We start from the raw sequence: 23,188 nt of genomic DNA, 5'->3' as shown, positions 1-23,188 counted from the left end.
GGGTAGTGGGGGCCACGACGTGCGACGATGTGCGGCATGCCGCAGCAGCCCCCCAATCGGAGCACCCCAGAGCGCCCCTCGCGCCCCGACGCCTCCATGTCGCTGCTGACCAACGTCATGGACCACAGCCTGGACGACGGGTACGCGGAGGCCACCGCGCGCAAGAAGGCGCTGGGGCAGAGCGGTCTCCCGAAGACGCTCCGGGCGAAGTTGGGGCTCGCGGCGGGTCTCGTACTCGCGGCCCTCGTGGTGACAGTCGGTGCGGCGCAGGCCCGTGTGGCCGCGCCCGTGGTGGCCAAGGAGCGCGAGGAACTCATCGACCGTATCGACAAGGAGACCGAGTCCGCCGACAGGCTGGAGGGCGAGGTCGACTCCTTGCGCGGTCGGGTGGGGGAGATGCAGCGCGAGGCGCTGAAGAAGCACGGCGGCGAGCAGGGCGAGTTGGCGGGGATGCTCTCGGGCGCCGTCGCCGTGCACGGCCCCGGAGTGAAGCTCGTCGTCGACGACGCCAAGTCGGCCTCCACGGGCGACGGGAGCGGCCCCCGCGAGAGCAACGGTTTCTCCGACACCGGCCGGGTACGCGACCGGGACATGCAGCGGGTCATGAACGGCCTGTGGCAGTCCGGCGCCGAGGCCATCAGCATCAACGGGCAGCGCCTCACGTCGCTGTCCGCGATCAGGGCGGCGGGTGACGCGATACTGGTCGACAACAAGCCGCTGGTGCCGCCGTACACGGTGCTCGCGGTGGGGGACGGGCAGAAGCTGAGCACCCGGTTCCAGAACAGCCCCGACGGTCTCTATCTGCACGCGTTGCAGGAGAACTTCGGGGTCAGGACCAGCATTTCGGTTCAGGACGACGTCCGACTTCCCGCCGCACCCAGCGTGATCGTACGTACAGCACAGCCGAGAGCAGAGCAGAAGGGCACATCGTGATCGCCGTACTGGGCCTCGTCGTGGGAGTCGTGGTCGGTCTTTTCGTCCGGCCCGAGGTTCCGGCGGTTGTTGAGCCTTACCTTCCGATCGCCGTCGTAGCGGCGCTCGACGCGGTGTTCGGCGCGCTGCGCGCCATGCTGGACGGGATCTTCGACGACAAGGTGTTCGTCGTGTCGTTCCTGTCGAACGTGGTCGTGGCCGCGCTGATCGTCTTCCTGGGCGACAAGTTGGGCGTCGGCGCCCAGCTGTCGACCGGTGTCGTCGTGGTGCTCGGCATCCGCATCTTCTCCAACGCGGCCGCGATCCGGCGGCACGTGTTCCGGGCGTGAGGCCGATGAGTCAGGACGAGAACGCAGAGAACGCCGAGAACACGGAGTCCGCGGAGAGCCGCGAGAACCGTCAGGACGGCGAGGGCCGCGAGCAGTTGCGCAGGGAACTGCCGGCGGAGGTCCCGCCGGAGGCCCGTACGGAGAAGGCGAAGGCGCAGCAGGTGCCCGAGCCGGAACCCGAGCCCGCGCCGGCCGAGCGCGAGGAGGCCGAGGCCGAGCGGCCAGACGCGGCGGGTTCGCACGTCGAGGAGCCGGAGCTGACCGGAAGGCAGCGGCTCGTGAAGGGTCTGTGGCCGCCGCGCGCGTCGCGCGCCCAGCTCATCATGGCCGTGCTGCTGTTCGTGCTGGGGCTCGGGCTCGCCATCCAGGTGCGGTCCACCAGCGACAACAGCGCGCTGCGCGGTGCCCGTCAGGAGGATCTTGTCCGCATTCTCGATGAACTGGACGATCGAACTCAGCGTCTTGAGGATGAGAAGCAAGGTCTCGAGGACCAGCGGTCCGAGCTGGAGAGCAGTTCGGACCAGGCGAACGAGGCCCGCAAGCAGACGGCCGAGAAGCAGAAGCAGCTCGGCATCCTCGCGGGCACGACCGCCGCGCAGGGCCCCGGGATCACCATGACCGTCACTGACACGAAGGGGGCCGTGGAGGCGGACATGCTGCTCGACGCGGTCCAGGAGCTGCGCGCTGCGGGCGCGGAGGCGATCCAGGTGAACGGGGTCCGCGTCGTGGCCAACACGTATCTGACGGACGGCAGTGGCGGGAAGGGGGTCAGTGTGGACGGGCACGACATCAGTCGCCCCTACCGGTTCAAGGTCATCGGCAAGCCGCAGGACCTCGAGCCGGCCCTGAACATCCCCGGAGGTGTGGTGCAGACGCTGGAGAAGGAGCAGGCCACGGTGGACGTGCGCCGTTCGGACAAGATCGTCGTAGATGCCTTGCGATCCGCGCAACGGCCTGATTACGCTCGGTCGTCCTCCGAGTGAGGCGGAGGTGCATGGTGAACACCGTGCGAGGGCATGACGTTGCGGGGGGTCGCCGCAGCAAGGGTGGGGTGCGTGGTGGAAACTGTTTGGCGGATACGGACGTTGTGAGGGTGTCCGTGTCATTGATGTACGCGATGTACGCCGATGTGTGCAGTCAGGGTTCGTCCTGCCCCACGGGCGGGTCTGTTTCGGTCAAGGGGAATCGCCCGTGAAGTTGTTTGCGAAGTTGTTCGGCAAGAGCGCACGTGAGGACAACCGTCATCGTGCGCCGCGCCAAGGAGACGCGCCGGAGACCCAGGTGGGCGAGCGCCCGCTGTTCCGCGACCAGGTCGCGGGAGACAATTCGGGCGGACAGGGCGCGTCGTCTGTTGACCCTGCCGGTTCCGGCCGCATAGGTTTCGGAGAACCGTCAACCTCAAGTACGGGTGGAGAGTTCGGCATGTCGGCCCTGGTGTGTACGAGGTGCGGAAACCGGAACGGGGAGAACAGCCGGTTCTGCTCCAACTGCGGTGCGCCGCTGCGCGGTGGCGCGGCGCCGGAGGGGCCGTCCGAGACGACGTCCACGATCTCCATCTCCGGCCTCGAGTCCTACGACCCGGAGGCGACGGGCCAGACGCAGCTCCCGGCCCTCTCGCCCGAGGCGCAGGCTGCCGTCGACGCCCTGCCGCTGGGCTCGGCGCTCCTGGTGGTGCGGCGCGGTCCGAACTCGGGCAGCCGCTTCCTCCTGGACGGCGAGCTGACCACCGCGGGCCGGCACCCGCAGAGCGACATCTTCCTGGACGACGTGACCGTGTCGCGCCGCCACGTGGAGTTCCGTCGCCTCCAGGACGGCTCGTTCACCGTCGCCGACGTCGGCAGCCTCAACGGCACGTATGTGAACCGTGAGCGCATCGACTCGGTGACGCTGAACAACGGGGACGAGGTGCAGATCGGCAAGTACCGGCTGGTGTTCTACGCGAGCCAGCGCGGTATCTGAACCGTCCGCGACCCTTCAGGAAGGTCCATGCTGCACACGACGAGTGGCGGCGCCCCGAGCGGCGCCGCCACCACGGACAGTCGGCTGATGAGCATCGGCACCGTACTGAACGTGCTCCGAGAAGAGTTTCCCGAAGTCACGATTTCCAAGATCCGGTTCCTGGAGTCCGAGGGCCTCGTCGAGCCCCGGCGCACGCCTTCCGGGTACCGGAAGTTCAGCTCCGACGACGTCGAGCGGCTGGCCCACGTGCTGCGCATGCAACGGGACCACTACCTGCCGCTGAAGGTCATCAAGGAGCAGCTCGACGCCATGGAGCCGGGCGAGAGCCTGACCGTGCCCGCGCCGGGACGCCCCGGCGACGCGGAGGGCGGCGCCGAGGTGCCGACGGCCGCGCGGGTCGGGCGGGACGAATTGCTGGCGGCCGTCGGCGTCGAGGAGCACGAGCTCGACGAATGGGAGTCGTACGGGCTCCTCACTCCACTGCCGGACGGCGGCTACGACGCGTCCGCCGTGTCGGTCGCCGAGCTGATCGGCGAGCTGGCCCGGTTCGGCATCGGGCCGCGCCACCTGCGGGTCATGCGGGCGGCCGCGGACCGCGAGGCGGGCCTCGTGGACCAGGTGGTGGCGCCGCTGAAGGTGCACCGCAACCCGCAGACGCGGGCGCACGCGGAGGCCCGCGCGAAGGAGCTGGCCGGCCTCACGGTGAAGCTCCATTCCGCCCTCGTACAGACCGCGCTCGGGGTGCGTCTGCCCTGATCGTGGGCGCGGGTGAGCGCCGATGGCCCGGCCCTCGGTGGATCCCCGACTACCCAAACCGGCCGGGCACGTCCTAGGGTTGCTGTGTGAACGAGCTCGACGTCGTAGGTGTCCGGGTCGAAATGCCCTCCAACCAGCCGATCGTGCTCCTGCGTGAAGTGGGAGGCGAACGGTACCTCCCCATCTGGATCGGACCGGGGGAGGCGACCGCGATCGCCTTCGCCCAGCAGGGCATGGCGCCCGCGCGTCCGCTGACGCACGACCTGTTCAAGGACGTCCTTGAGGCGGTCGGCCAGGAGCTCACGGAAGTGCGCATCACGGACCTGCGCGAAGGCGTCTTCTACGCGGAACTGGTGTTCGCGAGCGGGGTCGAGGTCAGCGCCCGCCCGTCCGACGCCATAGCCCTCGCGCTGCGCACCGGAACGCCGATCTTCGGCAGTGACGGGGTCCTGGACGACGCGGGGATCGCGATCCCCGACGAGCAGGAGGACGAGGTGGAGAAGTTCCGCGAGTTCCTCGACCAGATCTCTCCCGAGGACTTCGGCACCAACAGCCAGTGACCGTGCGGCCGGCGACCGGCTTCCGGTCGTCGAGCGGCGGCTGCCTCAAGACATTCGGCTAGCCTTTCCCGGCGGTGGGTCACGGGAAACCACTCTTAGGGTGATTATCACTCGGCGTGCCGAGTGTGGCGTTCGTTGACGCACCCCCTGTGACTGCCTACCGTCGATGAGGCAGGTCAAAGAGGAGGTCGGCGTGAGAAGCAGCGGCGACGGTACGGCGACGGGCGGTCCGTACCGGTTTCACGGCAGCGCGGCCGATCACACTCCGCAGCGCCCGCAGGCCGTGCCTGTGGTGGCGGGGGACAGCGGCTCGGTCGCTTCGCAGCAGCTGGGATACCGGGGACCGACCGCGTGCGCGGCGGCCGGCATCACCTACCGGCAGCTCGACTACTGGGCCAGGACCGGACTCGTCGAACCGTCCGTGCGCGCGGCGTACGGATCGGGGACGCAGCGGCTCTACAGCTTCCGGGACGTCGTCGTCCTCAAGGTCGTCAAGCGCTTCCTGGACACCGGCGTCTCGCTCCAGAACATCCGGACCGCGGTGCAGCACCTGCGCGAGAGCGGCTTCCGGGACCTGGAGCGGATGACGCTCATGAGCGACGGCGCGACGGTCTACGAGTGCACGTCGCCCGACGAGGTGCACGATCTGCTCCAGGGCGGGCAGGGCGTCTTCGGGATCGCCGTCGGCGTCGTCTGGCGCGACGTGGAGGCGGCGCTGTCGCAGCTCCACGGAGAGCGCGTGGACACCGGCGAGACGATCGTGCCGCCGAACCCCACGGACGAGCTGGCGAGGCGGCGCAACCGGGCCGTGTGAGGGCCGATCGGCCGCGTTGTCAGTGCCGTAGGGCAGCATCGGACATGTGAGAACAGCGCCCACGATCCTGCATCTCGACATGGATGCCTTCTACGCCTCGGCGGAGCAGGCGGCCAAGCCGAGCCTGCGCGGGAAAGCGGTGGTCGTGGGCGGCCTCGGCCCGCGCGGCGTCGTGGCCACGGCGTCGTACGAGGCGCGGAAGTTCGGGGTGCACTCGGCGATGCCGATGGGGCAGGCGCGCCGGCTCGCCCCGCATGCCGCGTACCTCGTGCCGCGCTTCCGGCTGTACCGGTCGATCAGCGAGCAGGTGATGGGCCTCCTGGGGGCTCTCTCGCCGTTGGTGGAACCCCTGAGCCTGGACGAGGCGTTCGTGGATCTGGAGGCCGGTGAGGCGGCCTGGGACGCCGATTCCGCGGAGGCCGTCGGGTACCGGCTGCGGGCGGACATCCGGCGGGTGACGGGTCTGACCGGTTCCGTGGGGCTCGCCGCGTCCAAGATGCTCGCGAAGATCGCCTCAGAGGAGGCCAAGCCGGACGGTCTCGTGCTGATACGCCCCGGCACCGAGCGCGAGCTGCTCGGCCCGCAGTCCGTGCGGATCCTGCCGGGTGTCGGGCCCGCGACGGGGGACCATCTGCGGCGTGCCGGGATCCTCACCGTGCAGGAGATCGCCGAGGCGGGCGAGGACGAGATGGTGCGGCTCCTGGGCAAGGCGCACGGCAGCCACCTGTACGAGATGGCGCTGGCGCGCGACGAGCGTCCCGTGGTCGCCGAGCGGGACTCGAAGTCGGTCTCGGTCGAGGACACGTACGACGTGGACATCCACGACCGGGTGCGGGTGCGCATGGAGGTGCGCAGGCTGGCCGACCGGTGCGTGGAGCGGCTCAGAGCCGCCGAGCGGTCGGGGCGGACGGTGGTGCTCAAGGTGCGGCGCTACGACTTCTCGACGCTGACGCGGTCGGAGACGCTGCGCGGGCCGACGGACGATCCGGGAGTGGTGCGGGAGGCGGCCGCGCGGCTCCTGGAGTCCGTGGACACGACGGGTGGCGTGCGGCTGCTCGGGGTCGGCGTCAGCGGCCTCGCGGACTTCACGCAGGAGGACCTGTTCGCGCAGTTCGCCGCGGCCGAGGAGGAGGCCGCCGCGGCAGCGGGGGAGCCGGAGGGCGCCGAGGTGCCGGCCGAGCCCGTGCAGGCGGTCGAGCCGGAGCCCGAGCCCGCCGAGCGGCGGTGGCTGGCCGGGCACGACGTGCGGCACACCGAGTTCGGGCCCGGCTGGGTGCAGGGGAGCGGCCTGGGGCGGGTCACGGTGCGCTTCGAGACGCCGTACGCGGCGGTGCCGGGCCGCGTGCGGACGTTCCGGGTCGACGATCCGGAGCTGGTGCCCGCGGAGCCGCTGCCGCTGGTGGAGGGCGGCGAAAGGGAGAGGGCTCAGGCCGGGTCGTCGTCGGCGCCCGCGACCTTGCCGAACGTGACGTCGGACGACTGAGGGGCCGTGATGTCGAGACCGTAGTGGTCGTAGAGCTGGAGTTCCTGCTCGGGGGAGAGGTGGCGGCCCACGCCGAAGTCGGGGGAGTCCTTGATGAGGGAGCGTTCGAAGGGCACCCGGAGCGTGCCGTCGACGAGTTCGCTGGGCTCGAGCGGGACGAAGGCGTCGCGGCTGAACAGGCCGGTCCGTATCGCCGCCCACTCGGGGACGCCCGTGGCGTCGTCCAGGTACACCTCGTCGATGGTGCCGATCTTGGCCCCGTCGCGGTCGAAGGCCTTGCGGCCGATCAGATTGCGCGGATCGACATCGGTCTGCACGGGCCCTCCAACTGATCGCGCGGATCGCAATGACCGCAACTGGTCTGTAACCACTACGAAAGAGCACATTGGGGAAGGCGGCCACTCGAGGGCTCGGGCCATGTCGCCGCTGGTAGGCTGGCAGATGGCTGTTGACCCCGTGCGGGAGAGTCCTCCGGCAGTCGTCGGGGGCGCCGAAGGAGCAAATCCTCCCCGGAATCTCTCAGGCTCACGTACCGCACGGACGAGGTCACTCTGGAAAGCAGGGCGGGGTGCACGGTTTCCGCTCTCACCGACGGTGCAAGCCGGTGTGTTCCGTGTTCTCGCGGGGTGGGCCGGTGAAGCTCTCAGGTTGAGATGACAGAGGGGGAGGCCGTCCGGGTACCCGCGCCGTGGTGCCCCTCGTAGGTCGCAATGACCAGGAGGCCTCCGCAATGACCGCCAACCGTATTCCGCTCTCCCACCTGGAGCGGGGAATCCCCTTCGAGCAGCGTCACATCGGTCCCGACGACGCCGCTCAGGCCAAGATGCTCGCGCAGGTCGGTTACGGCTCGCTCGACGAGCTGACCGCGGCCGCGGTGCCGGATGTGATCAAGAGCGCCGAGGCGCTGAACCTTCCGGACGCCCGCAGCGAGGCCGAGGTGCTCGCCGAGCTGACGTCGCTCGCCGAGCGCAACCAGGTGCTCGGCTCGATGATCGGCCTCGGCTACTACGGCACGTTCACGCCGCCGGTGATCCTGCGCAACGTCATGGAGAACCCGGCCTGGTACACGGCCTACACGCCGTACCAGCCGGAGATCTCGCAGGGCCGCCTGGAGGCGCTGCTCAACTTCCAGACCATGGTCGCCGAGCTGACCGGGCTGCCGACCTCGGGCTCCTCGCTGCTCGACGAGGGCACCGCCGCCGCCGAGGCCATGGCCCTCTCGCGCCGCGTCGGCAAGGTCAAGAACGGCGTGTACGTCGTCGACGCCGACGCCCTGCCGCAGACCATCGCCGTGATCCAGACGCGCGCCGAGCCCACGGGTGTCGAGATCGTCGTCGCCGACCTGAGCGAGGGCATCCCCGCCGAGGTCGCCGAGCGCGGCGTCGTCGGCGTGCTCGTGCAGTACCCGGGCGCCTCCGGTGCCGTCCGCGACATCAAGCCCGTGATCGACCAGGCGCACGAGCTGGGCGCCATCGTCACCGTCGCCGCCGACCTGCTGGCTCTGACGCTGCTGACCTCGCCCGGTGAGCTGGGCGCGGACATCGCCGTCGGTACGACGCAGCGCTTCGGCGTCCCGATGGGCTTCGGCGGTCCGCACGCCGGATACATGGCCGTGCGCGAGAAGTTCGCGCGCTCCCTGCCGGGCCGCCTCGTGGGCGTCTCCGTCGACGCCGACGGCAACAAGGCGTACCGCCTCGCCCTCCAGACCCGCGAGCAGCACATCCGCCGCGAGAAGGCGACCAGCAACATCTGTACGGCGCAGGTGCTGCTCGCCGTCATGGCCGGCATGTACGCCGTCTACCACGGACCCGACGGGCTGAAGTCCATCGCGCGGCGCACCCACCGCTACGCCACCCTGCTCGCCGCCGGGCTCACCGCGGGCGGCGTCGAGCTCGTGCACGGCGCGTACTTCGACACCGTCACGGCGCGCGTGCCGGGGAAGGCCGCCGAGGTCGTCTCCGCCGCGCGCGAGGCCGGTGTCAACCTGCGCCTCGTCGACGCCGACCACGTCTCCGTCGCCTGCGACGAGACCACCACGCGCGAGCAGCTGGGCGCCGTGTGGAACGCCTTCGGCGTCGAGGCCGACATCGAGGCGCTGGACGCCGAGGTCGAGGAGGCGCTGCCGGCCGGGCTGCTGCGCGAGGACGAGTACCTCACGCACCCCGTCTTCCACCAGTACCGCTCCGAGACCGCGATGCTGCGCTACCTGCGCCGGCTCGCCGACCGCGACTACGCGCTCGACCGCGGCATGATCCCGCTGGGCTCGTGCACCATGAAGCTCAACGCGACGACCGAGATGGAGCCGGTGACCTGGCCCGAGTTCGGCCAGCTGCACCCCTTCGTCCCGGCCGAGCAGGCGCAGGGCTACCTGACGCTCATCCGTGAGCTGGAGGAGCGGCTCGCCGAGGTCACCGGCTACGACAAGGTGTCGCTCCAGCCGAACGCCGGTTCGCAGGGCGAGCTGGCCGGTCTGCTCGCGGTCCGCGGCTACCACCGGGCGAACGGCGACGAGCAGCGCACCATCTGCCTCATCCCGTCCTCCGCGCACGGCACGAACGCGGCGAGCGCCGTGATGGCCGGCATGAAGGTCGTCGTCGTGAAGACCGCCGACGACGGCGAGGTCGACATCGAGGACCTGCGCGCCAAGATCGAGCAGCACGCCGAGCAGCTCGCCGTCCTGATGATCACGTACCCGTCGACGCACGGCGTCTTCGAGGAGCACGTCGCCGACATCTGCGCCGCCGTGCACGACGCGGGCGGCCAGGTCTACGTCGACGGCGCGAACCTCAACGCGCTGGTGGGCCTCGCCAAGCCGGGCCGCTTCGGTGGCGACGTCTCGCACCTGAACCTGCACAAGACCTTCTGCATCCCGCACGGTGGCGGCGGTCCCGGTGTGGGCCCGGTCGGCGTCCGCGAGCACCTCGCCCCGTACCTGCCGAACCACCCGCTCCAGCCGGCCGCGGGCCCGGAGACGGGCGTCGGCCCGATCTCCGCCGCACCGTGGGGCTCCGCCGGCATCCTGCCGATCTCCTGGTCGTACGTGCGGCTCATGGGCGGCGAGGGCCTGAAGCGGGCCACGCAGGTGGCGGTGCTCTCCGCGAACTACATCGCCAAGCGCCTCGAGCCGCACTTCCCGGTGCTCTACACGGGACCCGCGGGACTCGTCGCGCACGAGTGCATCGTGGACCTGCGCCCGATCAGCAAGGCGACCGGCGTCAGCGTCGACGACATCGCCAAGCGCCTCATCGACTACGGCTTCCACGCGCCGACCATGTCGTTCCCGGTCGCGGGGACGCTGATGATCGAGCCGACGGAGAGCGAGGACATCGAGGAGCTCGACCGGTTCTGCGACGCGATGATCGCGATTCGCGGCGAGATCGAGCGGGTCGCGTCCGGCGAGTGGCCCGCCGAGGACAATCCGCTGCGGAACGCTCCGCACACGGCGGGGATGCTCGGCGGCGAGTGGGACCACGCGTACAGCCGGGAAGAGGGTGTCTTCCCGGCCGGTGTGGTCGCCTCGGACAAGTACTGGCCGCCGGTCCGGCGCATCGACCAGGCGTTCGGCGACCGGAACCTGGTGTGCTCCTGCCCGCCGATCGACGCCTACGAGGGCTGATGTTCAAGGGGACTGCGCGGCCCTCGGTCGCGCAGTCCCGCTCGGCGGCCCGCTAGGCCGCCGTCACCACCGTGCCCAAGGGGCGGTGCGGGGCGATGATCCTGCCGTTGGGCAGCAGTTCGCCGGTGTCCTCGAAGAGCAGGACCCCGTTGCAGAGGAGGCTCCACCCCTGCTCGGGGTGGTGAGCCACGGGGAGCGCTGCTTCCCTGTCCTCGGATTCCGCTGTCGGGCAGGATGGCTGGTGCTGGCACATGGATGGGATCTTTCGCTGCGAAGTTGTCTCTATGACGTGGGCTGTGCTTGCTGTGCTGATGGTGCTCGACGTGCCGCGGCTTGAAGGAATGTTCATGGCCGCCCCCCGATGTCGTGAGTTCTGGAACCCAGTGTTGCCCTGTGGACGTCAATCCGCAGGGATTTCCTTGCAGCGGTCCTCATAGGTGGGAGACGCATCACCCGTGCGGACGGTTCAGTCCAACTCGACTGACCCTTCGGGTGGTTAGGAGTGGTCGGTACGGGCTAGTCCGCCCGGGCAGGGCTGTGCCCCGCGACCGGACGGCGGACGGTGCGGGGCACAGGCTTCGTGCGACCGGGGTCGTCGGCGGACCCCGGCCGGATCAGGCGAGCAGACCCAAGGGGGCCGGCGTGAGCCGGTGGGTGAGGACCGGCAGCAGCTCCGCCACCCGGTGCGGGCGGTACGGGGCGATGCCGGGCGGGGCGGGCGCCAGCGGGATCAGGATGTCGTCGGCGGCCGGGTGGCCGCGCTCGGGATCGGCGGCCGGATCGCCGTGCAGCCACAGCGTGAGCATGTAGAGCTCGGGGACCGAGAGCAGCCGGGGCTGATGGGCCTTGGGCAGCGCTTCGGCCTGGCGCAGGGCCCGCTCGGTCGAGCGGATGTACGGGCCCTCGAAGAAGTGCGAGAAGGCCCAGCCGTCGGGTGTGAGCATGGTGTCGGCCGCCGCCACCGCGCGCTCTCCGCAGCGGATCAGGAAACGCCAGCCGGTCAGCCGGGCCCTGGACGGCCCGGTGGCCTCGGTGATGTGGTCCAACACATGGAGCGGCAGGGGGAGTTCGGGGGTCGCGGGTCCCTGTGCGGCGCGCAGGGACGGGGTGCGGGCCTCGCGGACGGCGGTGGGGGAACCGAGGGCCGTGAGGACGCTGCGCAGGGCGGGCGCTGGGGTCGGTGGGACGTGCAGCGGCATGGTGGGTCGCCTCTCATTCGACAGGCACGTGACACGTGGTGCGAGGGCGGTGCGGGACGAGCGGACGGCGCTGTCTGCTGCGGGTGCACTGGGATGCGCGGGGCAGAGGGGGCGGGGCTCAGGACCGGACCCGGACCGAGGGTGCCAACTCTCTGTCTCGCCAGCGGAGTTTATACGACGCGTGTTCACAGGGTGTTTCCGCTAGCACGCCCCGTGAAGACCGCAAGACGCTATTCGGGCGTGTTCTCGCGGGGTTTTGTGGGTATTCTCCCCATATTCGCCGGTGCCGCCGTCCGTGACCTCGATGTCTTTCGGTCGAGCGGACGGCCTGTTCTTGTCGGCGTTTTTCACCAGGGCCGCGGTCCGAAGAATCTGCGGTCGGCCGCATGCCTAAGGAATGTGCCCGTGGGTAACTGGGTCGAGAGTACTGCCCCGCGGATCCGCGCGGGGCGTTATCGATCACATTGCCGGGGCATCATCCACCGTGACACGCGGCCGGACCGACGAGCCGCCCGCGCGAGGAGGGACGCTTCCATGGGGGAGAAGGTCGATGCGGAGTCGGTCGACCTGGCCGACCCGCGCAGCTATCGGGAGAAGCTCGGCGAGTGCCTGGAGGGGCTCGGGCGGCTGCTGGACGAGAAGCGCTTCGACCGCCCGCAGAATCTCATGGGCCTGGAGATCGAGCTGAATCTCGCCGGGCCCGACGGGCTGCCGAGAATGATGAATGCGGAAGTTCTCGAGCGGATCGCGAGCCGCGATTTCCAGACCGAACTCGCGATGTTCAATCTCGAAGTGAACATTGCCCCGCACCGGCTCGGCGGCCGCGTTCTCGACCAGCTCGCCGAGGAACTGCGGACCGGGCTCGGATATGCGCACCGCAAGGCGAACGAGGTGGACGCGGGCATCGTGATGATCGGCATTCTGCCGACGCTGAGCGCCGACGACCTGGTCTCCGCGAACCTGTCGGACGTCGACCGCTACACGCTGCTCAACGACCAGATCACGGCCGCGCGCGGTGAGGACTTCACCCTCGACATCGCCGGTGTCGAGCGGCTGACCTGCACGTCCTCCTCGATCGCGCCCGAAGCCGCCTGTACGTCCGTGCAGTTGCACCTCCAGGTGACCCCGGGCCGCTTCGCCGACGTGTGGAACGCGGCGCAGGCGGTGGCCGCCGTGCAGATCGCGCTCGGCGCCAATTCGCCGTTCCTGTTCGGGCGTGAGTTGTGGCGGGAGTCGCGGCCGCCGCTGTTCCAGCAGTCGACGGACACCCGGCCGCCGGAGCTCGCGGCGCAGGGGGTGCGGCCGCGCACCTGGTTCGGGGAGCGCTGGATCGATTCCGCGTACGACCTCTTCGAGGAGAACCTGCGGTACTTCCCGCCGCTGCTCCCGATCCTCGACGACGAACGGCCGCTCGACGTCATCGCCAAGGGCGACACCCCGAACCTCGCCGAACTCGTGCTGCACAACGGCACGGTGTACCGCTGGAACCGCCCGGTGTACGGCGTCGCCAACGGCGTGCCGCATCTGCGCGTGGAGAACCGGGTGCTGCCCGCGGGACCCACCGTCGTCGACGTCATCGCCAACACCGCGTTCTACTACGGGATCGTGCGCGCCCTGGCGGAGGACTCCCGGCCGGTGTGGTCGCGGCTGCCCTTCGCCGCGGCGGCCCGCAACTTCGACGCCGCGTGCCGGTACGGCATCGACGCGCGCCTGGAGTGGCCGCGCAGGGGCCGGTTCGGCGGCACGGAGCGGGTCCCCGCGGTGCACCTCGTACGGGACGAGCTGTTGCCGCTCGCGGCGGCCGGGCTCGACGCGTGGGGCGTGGAGCCGGCCGACCGGGACCTGTACCTCGGCGTGATCGAGGGGCGCTGCCGGCAGCGGATGAACGGTGCGGCGTGGCAGTCGGCGACGTACCACCGGGCGCTGGAGAGCGGGCTGGCGCGGGACGCGGCGCTCGCGGCGACCACGCGCCGGTACTGCGAGCTGATGCACCACGGCGATCCGGTGCACACCTGGCCGGTCGGGCTGCCGGAGCCGACGGTTCCGCTGGGCTGAGGTCCCGGCGGTCAGTTCGCCTTGGCGCCCGCCTCGATGATCGCCTTCAGGATGACCTTCTGGATGTCCGCCGGGTCGGTGACCTGGTGCCCGGAGCCGCCCGTGGCCTCGGCGAGCTGTTCGACCTCGTGCTTGTCGGTGTCGGGCCCGACGGCGATGACGATCAGCGGGACGGGGTGCTCCGGGTCGCTGAGGTCGCCGAGCTTCTCGATGAGGCGCGCGCGGGAAATCGACCCCTCGTCCTCGTTGACGCCGTCGGTGACCACCACGACCGCGTTGAACCGACCGCTCTTGTACGAGGACGTGGCCGCCTTGTACGCCGCGAGCGTGGTGTCGTACAGGCCGGTGGCCCCGCCCTGCACGGGCTGGAGCGCGGTGAAGGCGGCCGAGAGGCGGTCGCGCTGGGTGCCGGAGCCGACGTGGTCGCCCAGCCGCTCGGTCGGCACGAGCTTCTTGTAGTCGCGCTCGCCGTCGAGGAACGTGGAGAACTCCCACAGGCCGATCTCGTCCTCCGGCGTGAACGTCGAGAGGGCCGCCAGCATCGACGCCTTCGTCACCTCCATGCGGGACTCGCCGCGGTTCGGCACGATGTTGCCCATCGAGGCGGAGGCGTCCACCACCGTCGTGATGCGGGCGCTCTGCACGGTGATCGTCCACATCCCGAGGGTCTCCTCGAGCTGCTCCTCGGTGGGCGTCTCGGCCGCCGCCTGCTCGTACGGCTGCGGGGAACGGCCGCCTGCGCGGGAGGCGACGTTCTCGGGGGAGCGCTCGTTCGGGGTGCGGAAGCCGTGCCGCTCCAGGATCGCGCGGCCCTCGGGGGCGCCGAGCAGCGTCATGAGGCGGACGGCGGCGCGGCTCTCGTCGGTGCTCAGCGTGTCCTCGCCGACCAGCGAGAACGGGTAGTCGAGGGCGGGCGATCCGTCCTTCGGGTAGAAGAGGTCGACCGAACCCGCCTCGCCCGCCTCCTTGTTGTGCGCGTACGCGGCCTGCTCGGACAGGATCAGCGCCTCGTTGCGCCGCGGATTGCCCTGCTCGGTGCCCGAGCCGTCGCGCGGCACCGTGTCCATGAGCTGCGCGTCGCTGTCGGACGTGCGCTGCGACAGCGCCTTCGCCATCGACGCGGCCTGCGTGCTGTCGCCCTTCTTCGTCGTGGCGGCCAGCTTGGTGAGCGCGAGGAGTCCGCTGGCGCTGCGGGCGGGGTCGGCGGCGCCCAGGCGCAGCTTGTCGCTCTCCAGCGCGGCGCCCGTCAACTGGGCCCAGGTGTACGTCTTGCGCGGCCAGCCGAACGACTTCGCTGCGGACGGCACCATGCCCACGCCGACCGGCGACGAGGCGATGTTGCCCGCGGGGGTGACCTGGGCGGCGCCCGAGCCCGAGGCGACGCGCTGCACCCAGACGTCCGAGTCCGGCACCCACACCTGGAAGTCAGCGCGGCCCTCGCCCGCGCGCAGGGTGTCGGCGACCTTGTACGCGTCGCGGGCGGTGACGGCGACGTCGAGGCAGTTGCCGTCCGACGTGACCTTCTCCTTGCGGGCCTGCGTCGCCGCCTCGCGCAGCGCGGGGGCGATGTCGGGGGAGGCCACCACGTCGAGGTGGACCTCGTCCTCGCAGCCGCCCCCGAGGCCGATGAGGTCGGGGCGGGCCACCGCCGCCGTGCCCGCCGCGGCCACGACGACGAGCGCGGTCGCGACGGCGACGGTGCGGCCGCGCGAGCGGGGACGGGGTGCGGCGTCCGCCGTCCCGTACGCGTCGGGCATGCTGCTGTGACGTCCCATGGCGATGGAGCCCCTCCCTGAGCCACAAAGGCTGTTGCGGTATAAGCGGTGGAGCAGCCAAGGGGGGAGCGGTGCGCCGAATTGCGTCGCCTCGGCCCCCTCGGCCTGTCGCACGCGATCTTCGTACCTGCATTCGAGACCCTAGCGGGGCGCTGTTGCGGATGCGGCGGGAATGACCAACTGGAGGCAGGTGTGCAGGTGGAGGCGGAGCCGATGCCCGGTTCTTGTCCCGAAGGGCGGCTCTCACGGCGCTTTTTGCGGGACGAGACGCTGCTCGTTCTGGGGCTTTCGCTCGGTGCGAGCGGAGTGTCCGCGCTCATCAGCTTCGTCGGCTCCGTCACGAAACCCGGCGGCCTCAAGGACCAGGCGGCGACGCTCAACGCGTCGGCCGCACCAGGCCGCCCGTGGCTCGACCTCGCCTGGCAGCTGTTCGGCATCGCGAGCGCGCTCGTGCCGGTCGCGCTCGTCGCGCACTTCCTGCTCAGGGAGGGCGAGGGGCTGCGCACGATCGGCTTCGACCGGAAGCGGCCGTGGTTCGACACGGGGCGCGGGGCCGCGGTCGCCGCCGTCATCGGCAGCACCGGCATCGCCTTCTACCTGGCGGCGCGCGGCCTCGGCTTCAACCTCACGGTGGTGCCTGAGGCGCTGCCCGACGTGTGGTGGAAGTTCCCCGTGCTGATCCTCTCCGCGGTGCAGAACGCCGTGGTAGAGGAGGTCATCGTCGTCGGGTATCTGCTGCGCAGGCTGGGGCAGTTGGGGTGGACGCCGGGGACGGCGCTCGTCGCGTCGTCCGTGCTGCGCGGCTCGTACCACCTGTACCAGGGCATCGGCGGCTTCTTCGGGAACCTCGCGATGGGCGTCGTCTTCGTCCTCCTCTACCGGCGGTGGGGGCGGGTCGGGCCACTGGTGGTGGCCCATTCCCTGTTGGACATCGGCGCGTTCGTCGGATACGCCCTGCTGGCGGGCAAGGTGGGCTGGCTGCCGACGGCCTGACCCACCTGTCCGTCGCGAACTACACGTTGAGCTCGCCCTCGATCGTGGTGACCGCGTGTCCTGTCAGCAGGGTGCGCTCGCCGCGCAGCGCCACGCGGACCAGTCCGGTGCGGGCGGAGGCCTGGAGCCCGGTCAGCTCGTCGCTGCCCAGGCGCTCGGCCCAGAACGGGGTGAGCGCGGTGTGCGCGCTGCCGGTGACCGGGTCCTCGTCCACCCCCACGTTCGGGAAGAAGCAGCGCGACACGAAGTCGTAGCCCCGCGCGGGGTCCTCGGCCCGCGCGGTCGCGATGATGCCGCGCTTGGAGTGCTTGGCGAGCCCTCTCAGGTCGGGGGCGAGGGACCGCACGGTCTTCTCGTCGGCGAGCTCGACGAGCAGGTCCCCGACGCTCGCACCCGTGTCGTGCACGGAGAGCGGGGTGGCGCCGAGGGCCTCCGCGAGCCCCGCGGGCACCGGCTCCTCCGTGAGCGGGGCGGTCGGGAAGTTCATGGTCAGCGCGCCGCCCTCGCCAGGCGTCGCGACGAGCACACCGCTGCGCGTCGCGAACCGTACGGGGCCGTGCGTGAGCCCGGTGGTGTGCAGCACGTGGGCCGTCGCGAGGGTGGCGTGCCCGCACATGTCGACCTCGGCGGCGGGCGTGAACCAGCGCAGCGCCCAGTCGGCCTCCCCGCCCTCGGGCAGAGGGTGGGCGAAGGCGGTCTCCGCGTGATTGATCTCGAGGGCGACGCTCTGCAGCCAGGCGTCGTCCGGGAAGGCGTCCAGGAGCAGCACGCCGGCGGGATTGCCGGCGAACGGTCGGTCGGTGAAGGCGTCGACGATACGAATACGCATGTCAGGGACGGTAGCCGCACCCACTGACAACGGCCCAAGGCCAATTCGGGACGCCTGGCCTTGCCTTCGCGGCACTCGATCATTCGCCGGGGCTTGCCGTCCGAACAGTTCCGATATATCGTTGAGGCATCGCGATCGGTTGAAGATCGCGCAACGTACGAAAGGACTGATTGCCATGCGTACTCATGGATACGAGCCCGGACACGGGCATGGACACTGCGGCCCCGGCCATCAGGGCAGGGGCGGATTCGAGCGCGGCGGCTTCGAGGGTCGCCGGGCGGCGTTCGGGCCGTTCGGGCCCGGATTCGGCGGACCGGGCGGCCCCTGGGGCCGTGGCGGTCGCGGCGGCGGGCCCCGCGGACGGGCGCGGCGCGGAGATGTGCGCGCGTCGATCCTGGCCCTCCTGAAGGACCGCCCGATGCACGGCTACGAGATGATCCAGGAGATCGCCGAGCGCAGCGGTGGCGCGTGGAAGCCGAGCCCCGGCTCGGTCTACCCGACGCTTCAACTGCTCGAGGACGAGGGTCTGATCGCCAGCGCGAGCGAGGGCGGCAAGAAGCTCTTCTCGCTCACCGACGACGGCCGCACCGCCGCCGAAGAGGGGCCAGAGGCTCCTTGGGAGGAGGCCGGCAGGGGCGTCGACTGGGAGGCCATGAACGAGATCCGGAGCGCGAGCTTCGGCCTCATGGAGGCCTTCGGCCAGGTCTGGAAGACCGGCAGCAAGGATCAGCGCGACAAGGCGATCGGCGTCATCAACGAAGCCCGCAAGAAGCTGTACCTGATCCTCGCCGACGAGGACTGAGCCCCGTGCGGGCCCAGGAGTCGGACAGAGCGCATGAGAAGTGCCCCGTACGCGCGCGTACGGGGCACTTCTCCGTGTGTGTCGCCCTGGCTCTCAGGTCACCAGGCCGTTCAGCTTGCGCAGTGACTCGTCGAGCGCGGCCGTTGCCGAGTCCTTGAGCTTGCCCGCCATCAACGACACCGCCGCGCCCGTGAACTCGCCCTTGATACGCGCCGTCGTCGCGTCTCCCTCCGGGGTGAGCGAGTAGTGCATGAACAGGTTGACGCCCATCGGGCCCTTGCCCCGGATGGCGAACGTGCGGGCGGTCTCCAGCTCCTCGATGGTCCAGGTGACCTCGGCGGGGAAGCCCATCAGCTTCATGTTCTCCTCGAACTGCCCGCCCACTTCGAGCGAGGCGGGTCCGCCCTTGGGGAAGTCGGTGTGGGTGGCGTTCCACTTCCCGTACGAGGAGAAGTCGGTGAGCTGCGCCCAGACCTTCTCCGCGGGCGCTTCCATGCGTGCTTCCGCGCTGACTTCGGCCATGTGGCCACCCCTTTGAGTCGAGAGCCATGACGGGCTTCGGTGTCGCGTCGTCGCGGAAAGTAGCCGCCTGGCCTCGAACATTCAATACTGATGAACCGTCAGTTCTGGGACGGGTTGTCCGGATCCCCTCGGGGGAGAGTGGCGTGATCTCATCCGTAAGGAGGAGATGTCCCGGATCGGTGCCCAACTTGTGTCGGACACGAGAATGCTCCTCACCGTGGATGTTCCGGAAGGCCCGCGCTGATGGGGTGGGGACTGTGCATAGCTCAACCCCGTCCGACGCCGACGCGCTCGGCCCCACCAGTGAAGATCCCGCAGCAGCCCAGCTGAGCGACGAGCTCGCGGCGGTGGTCGCGGGGGCTCGGCGGCGCGCGGTCAGGGACGGGGACCGGCAGATCGACACCGCGCACCTGCTGCACTCGCTCCTGGAGTCGGACCCCGACGTCCGCGCGGCGTTCCCGGACGGCGCCCAGGTGGCGCGGCTGCTCGGCTATCTCGTGCAGCGCAGCATCGGCTACGGGCTGCGCTGGCAGGGCTCCGTGGAGGACTCCGGAGCCGTCCCTCTCGTGCCCTCGGCGCCCGGCTGGTCGCCCGTCGCGGCCGCCGCGATGGAGGCGGGCGTGGAGCGGGCCGCGGCCCGCGGCGACGAGCGGGCGCGCGGCGTCGACGTGCTGGCGGCGCTCGCCGCGGACATGGAGTGCCGCGCCGTGGAGGTGCTCGGCCGGGCCGGGGTCGATGTCGAGGGGCTGCGCGACCGGCTCAACCGACCCGTGTGACACGGCGGGGCCGCGGGGCGTCCACCTCGTGAGACAGGGGTCAACGGGGATGACGGTCCTGACGCCGACTGCCATGATGTGCCGGTGCACGAGTCAAAGACGTCTTCTGCGAACCAGGCCACCCGCACGCGCGGCATGGGCCTCGGCCTCGCCCTGCTCTCCGCGCTCGCGTTCGGCGGCTCGGGGGTGGCGGCCAAACCGCTGATCGAGGCCGGCCTCGACCCGCTGCACGTGGTGTGGCTGCGCGTCGCGGGCGGCGCGCTCGTCATGCTGCCGGTCGCCTGGCGACACCGCGCGCTCGTGCTGCGCAGGCCCGCGCTGCTCGCCGGTTTCGGACTGCTCGCGGTCGCCGGCGTCCAGGCCTGCTACTTCGCCGCGATCTCCCGCATCCCGGTCGGCGTCGCCCTGCTCATCGAGTACCTGGCGCCCGCGCTGGTGCTCGGCTGGGTCCGGTTCGTGCAGCGCAAGCCCGTGACGCGGGCCGCCGCGATCGGCGTGGTCATCGCCGTGGCGGGACTCGCCTGTGTCGTCGAGGTCTGGTCGGGGCTCGGCTTCGACGCCCTCGGCCTGCTCCTCGCGCTCGGTGCGGCCTGCTGCCAGGTCGGCTACTTCGTGCTCTCCGACCACGGCGGCGACACGACGGAGGCGCCCGACCCGCTCGGCGTGATCGCGTACGGGCTCCTCGTCGGCGCCGCGTTGCTCACGGTCATCGCCCGCCCCTGGAGCATGGACTGGTCCGTGCTCGCGGGCGACGCCTCCATGGACGGCGCATCCGTCCCCGCCTGGCTGCTCCTGTGCTGGATCGTCCTCCTCGCCACGGTCGTCGCGTACGTCACCGGCGTCGTGTCGGTGCGCCTCCTGTCGCCCCAGGTGGCCGGAGTGGTGGCCTGCCTGGAGGCGGTCGTCGCGACCGTCCTCGCCTGGATCCTCCTCGGCGAACACCTCTCGGCCCCGCAGCTGTTCGGCGGGGCGATGGTCCTGGTGGGCGCGCTGATCGCGCAGTCCTCGAAGGCGGAGCAGGCGCCGCCGACGCCGGCCGAAGCGGCGCCGGAGAGCGTGCTCTCGCGCTCGGGCGGCGCCGTCTAGCTACACCGGCTGACGCCGTCGGCCGCGCTGCATGGCGAGGGCGCCGGCGTCGCGGGGGGCGCCGCGCTCGGCGAGGCCGGCCGCGATCCGGTCCTGGACCTCCTCGGGCTTGTGGGTCGCGTACTTGAACTTGGCGCGGACGTCCGTCACTTCGAGGAGGAGGGCGCGGATCCCCGGGAGCATGCGGCCGTACGGCGGGTCGCCCGCGGTCACCGGGACGGACGTGCCGGGCTGCTGGAAGTGGGCGACCTGGCGGTTCAGGAGGGCCGCCTTCTCGTCCGGATCGTCGACCACGCGCGCGGTGCAGCGCAGTTGGACCGCGGCGTAGACGCTGGTCGGTGTGCCGTGCTCCGGCGGGACGTCGGGCGGCGCCTGCCAGGGGCCGGGCACGAACGCGTAGTCGTCGACGACGCTCAGGAGCACCTCGGGGTGCGCGTCGAGCGCGGGCCACAGCGGGTTCGGGCGGGCGAGATGGGCGACGGCCTCGCCGTACGGGCCAGCGCCCTCGGGGTCGTACGCGAAGTGCATGGGCTGGACGAACGGGGGCTCGCCGGCCAGGCCGTTCACGGCGAGCTGGCCGAAGTCGTGGGCGGCGAGCCACCGCTGCCACTCGGCGGTGTCGCGAGCCGCGTCCCAGGGGTGGATCAGCATCAGAGTTCCTTGAGGTAGGACGGGACGTCGATGCCGTCGGCGAGGTCGTCCGACGGCAGCAGCGCGCCGTAGCCGCGCTGTACCGGGACCACGCCCGCCCAGTGCGGCAGGTCCATGTCCTCCGGCTCGTCGTTCGGGCCGCCCGCGCGGACCTTCGCCGAGACCTCGGCGAGGTCGATGCGGAGCACGGCCGTCGCGGCGAGCTCCTTCGCGTTCGCGGCGCGGGAGTCGGCGGAGCGGCCCGCCACCACGTGGTCGACGATCGCGTCCAGGGCGAGCCGCTTCTCCTCGGGGTCCGTGACCTGGTGGGCCGTGCCGTGCACCACCACGGAGCGGTAGTTGATGGAGTGGTGGAAGGCGGAGCGGGCGAGCACCAGGCCGTCCACGTGCGTCACCGTCAGGCAGACCGGGAGGCCCGGGTCCCGCTGTCCGGCCATCCGCAGGGGGCGCGAACCGGTGGACCCGTGCACATAGAGCCGCTCGCCGACCCGGCCGTACAGCGTCGGCAGCACGACGGGGGCGTCGTCGCGGACGAAGCCGAGATGGCAGATGTACGTCTCGTCGAGTATCGAGTGCACCAGGTCCTGGTCGTACGCGGCGCGCTCCTTGGCGCGGGTCGGGACCGTGCGCTCCGTCGGGGCGTAGGAGGTGGCCGGCTGTTCCTGGGCGACGCTCATGTTGCGAACTCCATTGCACTAGTGCATAGTGTGGTTTGTGCTAGGAGAGTATCGGATCAGTGGGCGTCGCGCAGCAGAGATCTGCGCCAGCGTCGAGCGCGGGGTGATCGCGGGAGACCTGGAGCCGGGTCAACTGCTGCCGCCGATGCGGGAGTTGGCCGAGCGGCTCGGCGTGAATCCGAATACGGTCGCGTCCGCGTACCGGACACTGCGCGAGCGCGGGGTCATCGAGACGGCCGGGCGGCGCGGCAGTCGGGTGCGGTCGAAGCCGGCGATCACCGCGCGCGAGGCGATCCGCGTGGACGTGCCGGAGGGCGTGCGGAACGTGTCGGACGGCAACCCCGACACCGCGCTGCTGCCCTCCCTGGAGGAGGTGTTCGCGGCGGCGGCGCGCGTCGCCGACAAGGAGCCGGTGCTGTACGGGGACGACTCGCTGGAGCCGGGGCTCGTGCGCCGCGCGCGCGTGGACCTCGACGCGGACGGCGTGCCGGACGGGCCGCTGGCCGTGACCTCGGGGTCGCTCGACGCCATCGAGCGGGTGCTCGCCGTGCACCTCAAGCCGGGGGACTCGGTCGCCGTGGAGGACCCCGGCTGGGGCAGCATGCTCGACCTCGTGCCGGCGCTCGGGCTGCGGACGGTGCCGGTCGGCGTGGACGACGAGGGGCCGCGGCCGGACGACGTGGAGCGGGCGCTGCGTGCGGGGGCGCGGGCGCTCGTCGTGACCGACCGGGCGCAGAATCCCACGGGGGCCGCGGTGAGCGCGGCGCGGGCGAAGGCCCTGCGCGCGATACTCGCCCGGAGCGAGGAGGTCCTGCTCATCGAGGACGACCACGGGCACGGCATCGTCGACCTGCCGCTGAGCCCGCTCGCCGGGGCGACGCGGCAGTGGGCGTTCGTACGCTCCGTGGCGAAGGCCTATGGGCCCGACCTTCGGCTGGCCGTGCTCACCGGCGACGCCGGGACGGTGGACCGGGTGCGCGGTCGGCAGCGCCTGGGCCCCGGCTGGGTCAGCCGGATCACCCAGCGGGCCGTGCTCGGTCTGTGGGAAGCGGGAGCCGTGGACGCGGCGGCCGTCGCGGCGTCCTACGGGGAGCGGCGCGACGCGCTGATCGCCGCGCTGGCCGAGCGCGGCGTCGAGGCGCACGGCCGCAGCGGCATGAACGTGTGGGTGCCGGTCCCGGACGAGACGGGCGCGGTGGCGCGCCTGCTGCACGCCGGATGGGCGGTGGCCCCGGGAGCGCGCTTCCGGATGGAGGCGCCGGCCGGAGTCCGTATCACCGTGTCACGCCTGACGGCCGCGGACGTGGGAGCGGTGGCGGACGCGGTGGTGGAGGCGGTGCGGCCGGGGCCGCGGAGGCACTACGCGTAGGGCG

At 71.2% G+C, this 23,188-nt stretch carries 23 protein-coding genes and 1 riboswitch; of the genes, 15 read left to right on the top strand and 8 right to left on the bottom strand.

The annotated features are described in order from the left end of the window. Positions 1-27 precede the first annotated feature (27 nt). The 8 genes from ACTWJ8_RS08460 to ACTWJ8_RS08425 all read left to right on the top strand — a co-directional run bounded on the left by ACTWJ8_RS08460 (position 28) and on the right by ACTWJ8_RS08425 (position 6,834). Positions 28-933 (top strand): DUF881 domain-containing protein, encoded by a 906-nt coding sequence (locus tag ACTWJ8_RS08460; protein WP_356389867.1) that lies wholly within the window; start codon positions 28-30, stop codon positions 931-933. Further along, complete coding sequence (locus tag ACTWJ8_RS08455; protein WP_266722032.1) at positions 930-1,262, top strand: small basic family protein; 333 nt, start codon at positions 930-932, stop codon at positions 1,260-1,262. Before ACTWJ8_RS08460 ends, ACTWJ8_RS08455 begins: the two co-directional genes overlap by 4 nt. A gap of 5 nt (positions 1,263-1,267) precedes the next feature. After that, complete coding sequence (locus ACTWJ8_RS08450; RefSeq protein WP_443263486.1) at positions 1,268-2,245, top strand: DUF881 domain-containing protein; 978 nt, start codon at positions 1,268-1,270, stop codon at positions 2,243-2,245. Between the two features lie 121 nt (positions 2,246-2,366). After that, on the top strand, positions 2,367-3,221 hold the full coding sequence (locus ACTWJ8_RS08445; protein ID WP_356389897.1) for an FHA domain-containing protein: 855 nt from the start codon (positions 2,367-2,369) through the stop codon (positions 3,219-3,221). 27 nt (positions 3,222-3,248) lie between these two features. Next, entirely contained in the window at positions 3,249-3,977 is a 729-nt protein-coding gene (gene ftsR, locus ACTWJ8_RS08440; RefSeq protein ID WP_443263485.1) for a transcriptional regulator FtsR, read from the top strand. An 86-nt stretch (positions 3,978-4,063) separates the two neighbouring features. Beyond that, positions 4,064-4,537 (top strand): bifunctional nuclease family protein, encoded by a 474-nt coding sequence (locus tag ACTWJ8_RS08435; protein ID WP_356389873.1) that lies wholly within the window; start codon positions 4,064-4,066, stop codon positions 4,535-4,537. A gap of 193 nt (positions 4,538-4,730) precedes the next feature. Next, a complete protein-coding gene (locus ACTWJ8_RS08430) occupies positions 4,731-5,351 on the top strand; it encodes a MerR family transcriptional regulator (RefSeq protein ID WP_443263484.1) in 621 nt (206 codons plus the stop codon). A gap of 46 nt (positions 5,352-5,397) precedes the next feature. Beyond that, positions 5,398-6,834 carry a DNA polymerase IV gene (locus tag ACTWJ8_RS08425; RefSeq protein WP_443263483.1) on the top strand — a complete coding sequence of 479 codons (1,437 nt, stop codon included), beginning with the start codon at positions 5,398-5,400 and terminating at the stop codon, positions 6,832-6,834. On the opposite strand, the gene ACTWJ8_RS08420 is transcribed toward ACTWJ8_RS08425, so the two are convergent. Further along, on the bottom strand, positions 6,777-7,151 hold the full coding sequence (locus tag ACTWJ8_RS08420) for a PRC-barrel domain-containing protein (protein WP_356389879.1): 375 nt from the start codon (positions 7,149-7,151) through the stop codon (positions 6,777-6,779). The two genes, ACTWJ8_RS08425 and ACTWJ8_RS08420, sit on opposite strands and share 58 nt — an antisense overlap. Positions 7,152-7,283: 132 nt before the next feature. Next, a riboswitch (glycine riboswitch) is annotated at positions 7,284-7,379 on the top strand. Positions 7,380-7,564: 185 nt separating this feature from the next. On the opposite strand from ACTWJ8_RS08420, the gene gcvP reads away from it, so the two are divergent. Further along, on the top strand, positions 7,565-10,450 hold the full coding sequence (gcvP, locus tag ACTWJ8_RS08415; RefSeq protein WP_443263482.1) for an aminomethyl-transferring glycine dehydrogenase: 2,886 nt from the start codon (positions 7,565-7,567) through the stop codon (positions 10,448-10,450). A 52-nt stretch (positions 10,451-10,502) separates the two neighbouring features. Here gcvP and ACTWJ8_RS08410 read toward each other — a convergent pair whose 3' ends face one another. Both ACTWJ8_RS08410 and ACTWJ8_RS08405 read right to left on the bottom strand, forming a co-directional pair. After that, positions 10,503-10,703: a DUF5999 family protein gene (locus ACTWJ8_RS08410; RefSeq protein WP_356389883.1), complete on the bottom strand. Its 201-nt coding sequence runs from the start codon at positions 10,701-10,703 to the stop codon at positions 10,503-10,505. 361 nt (positions 10,704-11,064) lie between these two features. Continuing rightward, the gene (locus tag ACTWJ8_RS08405) at positions 11,065-11,649 is read right to left on the bottom strand and encodes a hypothetical protein (protein ID WP_443263481.1); all 585 of its coding nucleotides are present in this window, start codon (positions 11,647-11,649) and stop codon (positions 11,065-11,067) included. A gap of 534 nt (positions 11,650-12,183) precedes the next feature. On the opposite strand from ACTWJ8_RS08405, the gene ACTWJ8_RS08400 reads away from it, so the two are divergent. Further along, positions 12,184-13,704: a glutamate-cysteine ligase family protein gene (locus tag ACTWJ8_RS08400; RefSeq protein WP_356389887.1), complete on the top strand. Its 1,521-nt coding sequence runs from the start codon at positions 12,184-12,186 to the stop codon at positions 13,702-13,704. Between the two features lie 11 nt (positions 13,705-13,715). Here the strand turns inward: ACTWJ8_RS08400 and ACTWJ8_RS08395 are convergent, their stop codons facing one another. Continuing rightward, on the bottom strand, positions 13,716-15,479 hold the full coding sequence (locus ACTWJ8_RS08395) for a substrate-binding and VWA domain-containing protein (RefSeq protein WP_356389889.1): 1,764 nt from the start codon (positions 15,477-15,479) through the stop codon (positions 13,716-13,718). A 213-nt stretch (positions 15,480-15,692) separates the two neighbouring features. Between ACTWJ8_RS08395 and ACTWJ8_RS08390 the strand changes: the two genes are divergently transcribed. Further along, positions 15,693-16,472 (top strand): CPBP family intramembrane glutamic endopeptidase, encoded by a 780-nt coding sequence (locus ACTWJ8_RS08390; protein WP_443263480.1) that lies wholly within the window; start codon positions 15,693-15,695, stop codon positions 16,470-16,472. A gap of 19 nt (positions 16,473-16,491) precedes the next feature. Here the strand turns inward: ACTWJ8_RS08390 and ACTWJ8_RS08385 are convergent, their stop codons facing one another. Beyond that, positions 16,492-17,301 carry a PhzF family phenazine biosynthesis protein gene (locus ACTWJ8_RS08385; protein ID WP_443263479.1) on the bottom strand — a complete coding sequence of 270 codons (810 nt, stop codon included), beginning with the start codon at positions 17,299-17,301 and terminating at the stop codon, positions 16,492-16,494. A 175-nt stretch (positions 17,302-17,476) separates the two neighbouring features. Here ACTWJ8_RS08385 and ACTWJ8_RS08380 point away from each other — a divergent pair, with 175 nt between their 5' ends. Next, the gene (locus tag ACTWJ8_RS08380) at positions 17,477-18,103 is read left to right on the top strand and encodes a PadR family transcriptional regulator (protein ID WP_356389895.1); all 627 of its coding nucleotides are present in this window, start codon (positions 17,477-17,479) and stop codon (positions 18,101-18,103) included. A gap of 93 nt (positions 18,104-18,196) precedes the next feature. On the opposite strand, the gene ACTWJ8_RS08375 is transcribed toward ACTWJ8_RS08380, so the two are convergent. After that, entirely contained in the window at positions 18,197-18,625 is a 429-nt protein-coding gene (locus ACTWJ8_RS08375) for a type II toxin-antitoxin system Rv0910 family toxin (RefSeq protein WP_356382853.1), read from the bottom strand. A gap of 257 nt (positions 18,626-18,882) precedes the next feature. On the opposite strand from ACTWJ8_RS08375, the gene ACTWJ8_RS08370 reads away from it, so the two are divergent. Beyond that, on the top strand, positions 18,883-19,401 hold the full coding sequence (locus tag ACTWJ8_RS08370) for a Clp protease N-terminal domain-containing protein (protein ID WP_356382856.1): 519 nt from the start codon (positions 18,883-18,885) through the stop codon (positions 19,399-19,401). Between the two features lie 78 nt (positions 19,402-19,479). After that, positions 19,480-20,487 (top strand): EamA family transporter, encoded by a 1,008-nt coding sequence (locus ACTWJ8_RS08365; RefSeq protein WP_443263478.1) that lies wholly within the window; start codon positions 19,480-19,482, stop codon positions 20,485-20,487. Here ACTWJ8_RS08365 and ACTWJ8_RS08360 read toward each other — a convergent pair whose 3' ends face one another. Both ACTWJ8_RS08360 and ACTWJ8_RS08355 read right to left on the bottom strand, forming a co-directional pair. Continuing rightward, entirely contained in the window at positions 20,488-21,138 is a 651-nt protein-coding gene (locus ACTWJ8_RS08360) for an FMN-binding negative transcriptional regulator (RefSeq protein ID WP_443263477.1), read from the bottom strand. It lies immediately after the preceding gene. Further along, the gene (locus ACTWJ8_RS08355) at positions 21,138-21,815 is read right to left on the bottom strand and encodes a pyridoxamine 5'-phosphate oxidase family protein (protein ID WP_356382864.1); all 678 of its coding nucleotides are present in this window, start codon (positions 21,813-21,815) and stop codon (positions 21,138-21,140) included. Before ACTWJ8_RS08355 ends, ACTWJ8_RS08360 begins: the two co-directional genes overlap by 1 nt. A gap of 37 nt (positions 21,816-21,852) precedes the next feature. On the opposite strand from ACTWJ8_RS08355, the gene ACTWJ8_RS08350 reads away from it, so the two are divergent. Further along, a complete protein-coding gene (locus ACTWJ8_RS08350) occupies positions 21,853-23,184 on the top strand; it encodes an aminotransferase class I/II-fold pyridoxal phosphate-dependent enzyme (RefSeq protein ID WP_443263476.1) in 1,332 nt (443 codons plus the stop codon). Positions 23,185-23,188: the final 4 nt, after the last annotated feature.

The sequence above is a fragment of the Streptomyces sp. SDT5-1 genome (assembly GCF_052245995.1).
Taxonomy (GTDB): Bacteria; Actinomycetota; Actinomycetes; order Streptomycetales; family Streptomycetaceae; genus Streptomyces.
Note: the sequence above shows the minus strand (reverse complement) of the source record. Positions and strands in the feature narration are given on the sequence as shown.